Origin of the sequence: Rhodovulum sp. (genome assembly GCF_011048875.1) — a bacterium.
GTDB classification, from domain to species: Bacteria; Pseudomonadota; Alphaproteobacteria; order Rhodobacterales; family Rhodobacteraceae; genus Rhodovulum; species Rhodovulum tesquicola.
Genome location: NZ_DSDD01000160.1, coordinates 1 through 2405 on the forward strand (window position 1 = coordinate 1; position 2405 = coordinate 2405).

Annotated in this window: 1 protein-coding gene and 1 pseudogene; both read left to right on the top strand. The window is 68.6% G+C overall.

Annotated elements, in window-relative coordinates; translation table 11 throughout:
* Positions 1 to 179: 179 nt before the first annotated feature.
* Positions 180 to 2027 carry a peptidylprolyl isomerase gene (locus ENN83_RS05650; RefSeq protein WP_287185053.1) on the top strand — a complete coding sequence of 616 codons (1848 nt, stop codon included), beginning with the start codon at positions 180 to 182 and terminating at the stop codon, positions 2025 to 2027.
* A 4-nt stretch (positions 2028 to 2031) separates the two neighbouring features.
* Positions 2032 to 2405 (top strand): annotated as a pseudogene (locus ENN83_RS05655) (anthranilate synthase component I); the annotation flags it as partial.

Sequence of the window (2405 nt, forward strand, 5' to 3'; positions counted from 1 at the left end):
CAGCCCGACGCCGATACGGGCGCGCGCCAGCAGGTGCGGATCGCCTTCGCAAATATCGACCTGCAGGGCATCGGGCGGCTCTTCGAGCGGCTCTCGGCCTTCCGCCCCTGACGCTTGCGGGGAGGGCCGCAAATCCCTACACAGCGTCGGAAACGCGCAAGTGCAGGGAGGCGAGCCCCATGTCCAAATCCGTCGGAAAACAGGCATCCCGGGCCGCTGTCTGGATCCTGATGGGGCTCCTGATCCTTGGGCTGGGCGGCTTCGGCATCTCGAATTTCGGCGGCTCGATCGACTCCATCGGCGAAGTCGGCAATGAGAAGATCACCGTGGACTCCTATGCCCGTGCGCTTCGGCGTGAGTTGAACGCACAGCAGGCGGAAACGGGACGGGTCGTCACCTTCGCCGAGGCCGAGGCGGGCGGGTTGGTCGAACAGGTGCGCGCACGCCTGATCGGCGATGCCGCGCTGGACGACGAGACGCGCCGGATCGGCATTTCGATCGGCGACGAGCGCATTGCCCGGGAAATCCTCGAGATGCCCGCCTTTCAGGGCACGGATGGCCAGTTCAATCGCGAGAATTATCGCTTCGTGTTGCAGCAGAACGGGCTTACCGTCGCCCAGTTCGAGGAGCAGATCCGCAAGGACACCGCGCGCTCGCTGTTGCAGGCGGGCGTGATGGCGGGGCTTGGGGGATCCGAGACCTACGCCGACACGCTTTACAATTTCATCGCCGAACGGCGCAGCGCCAGCCTGATCCGGCTGGACGCCGCCGCGCTGGACGCCCCCCTGCCCGACCCGACCGAGGCCGAGATCGCCGCCTACTACAATGCGAACCCCGCCGCCTATACCGCGCCGCGCACCCGCCAGATCAGCTATGCCTGGCTGACGCCCGAGATGATGCTGGATCGGATCGAACCCGACGAGGCGCTGATACGCGAGCTTTACGAAGACCGCATCGACGAGTTCGTGCAGCCCGAGCGCCGTCTGGTCGAGCGGCTGGTCTTCACCTCCGAGGACGAAGCCGCCGCAGCCATGGCCGCGATCGAGGCGGGGGAAACCACGTTCGATGCAGCGGTCGAGGCGCGCGGGCTGCGGCTGTCGGATGTCGATCTGGGCGATGTCACCCAGCTTGGCATCGGCGGCGCGGCGGGGGCGGCGGTCTTTGCGCTGGACGGCCCCGGCGTGACCGGCCCGCACCTGTCCGATATCGGCCCCGCGATCTTTCGCGTGAACGGCATCCTGGCCGCGCGCGAGACCAGCTTCGAGGATGCCCGCGAAGCGCTTGTCGACGAGTCGATCCGTGACCGCGCCGCCCGGATGATCGGCGATCTGGTCAACGATTACGACGACCGTCTGGCCGCCGGGGCGACGCTGGAGGATTTGGCCGCCGAGACCGAGATGGAGTTTGGCAGGATCGACTTCACCGGCGAGCCCGCGGACGGCATCGCGGCCTATGAATCCTTCCGGCTGGCCGCCGCCGATCTGGCCGAAGGTGATTTCCCCGAGCTTCTAGAGCTTGAGGATGGCGGGATCTTCGCGCTGCGGCTCGATGCCGATCTGCCACCCGCGCTGCGCCCGCTGGACGAGGTCCGCGCCGAGGTCGCCGCCGACTGGCGCGCGGCCGAGACGCGCGCGCGGCTTGGCCAGCAGGCCGCCGCGCTTGCCGGCCGTGTCGCGGCGGGCGAGGCGTTCGACGCGCTGGGCCATCCGGTCGAGACCGAGGCTGCGCTGTCGCGGGGCGGGCTGACACCCCCGGCACTGGGCGATGCGCTGTTCGCCATGGCGACGCCCGGGGACATTCGCGTCGTCACGGCGGGCGAAGCGGCCTGGCTGGTCCGGCTCGACGCGATCCTGCCGCCCGATCCCGAGGACCCGGCCGCGGGCTTCCTGCGCGACACCATCGCCGCGCAGGCCGGTCAGGGCATGGCGCAGGACCTGTATGGCTATTTCGCGCAGGAACTGGTGAACGCCGCTGGCCTGTCGCTTGACCAGTCGGCGCTGAACGCCGTTCATGCCCGGTTCCGGTAGGCCCATGGCAAAGATCATCCCCGATTTCGCGGCCTTCGAGGCCGCCTATGAGGCCGGAAAGGCGCAACTGGTCCATGCGAGGCTAGCCGCCGATCTGGACACGCCGGTTTCGCTGATGCTGAAACTTGCAGGCGCACGGACCGACAGCTTCATGCTTGAATCGGTCACCGGCGGCGAGGTGCGCGGGCGCTATTCGGTCGTGGGCCTGAAGCCCGACCTGATCTGGGAATGCCGGGGCGAAACCAGCCGCGTGAACCGACATGCCCGCTTCGACGCCGACGCGTGGGAGGCCATGTCGGGCAGCCCGCTCGACACCCTGCGCGCAGTTCTGGCCGAAAGCGCGATCGAGATCCCCGACGATCTGCCCCCCATCGCGGC

What these genes read in the sequence shown, in the direction of transcription:
- ENN83_RS05650 (WP_287185053.1), top strand. Translation starts at nt 180, where the DNA reads ATGTCCAAATCCGTCGGAAAACAGGCATCCCGGGCCGCTGTCTGGATC.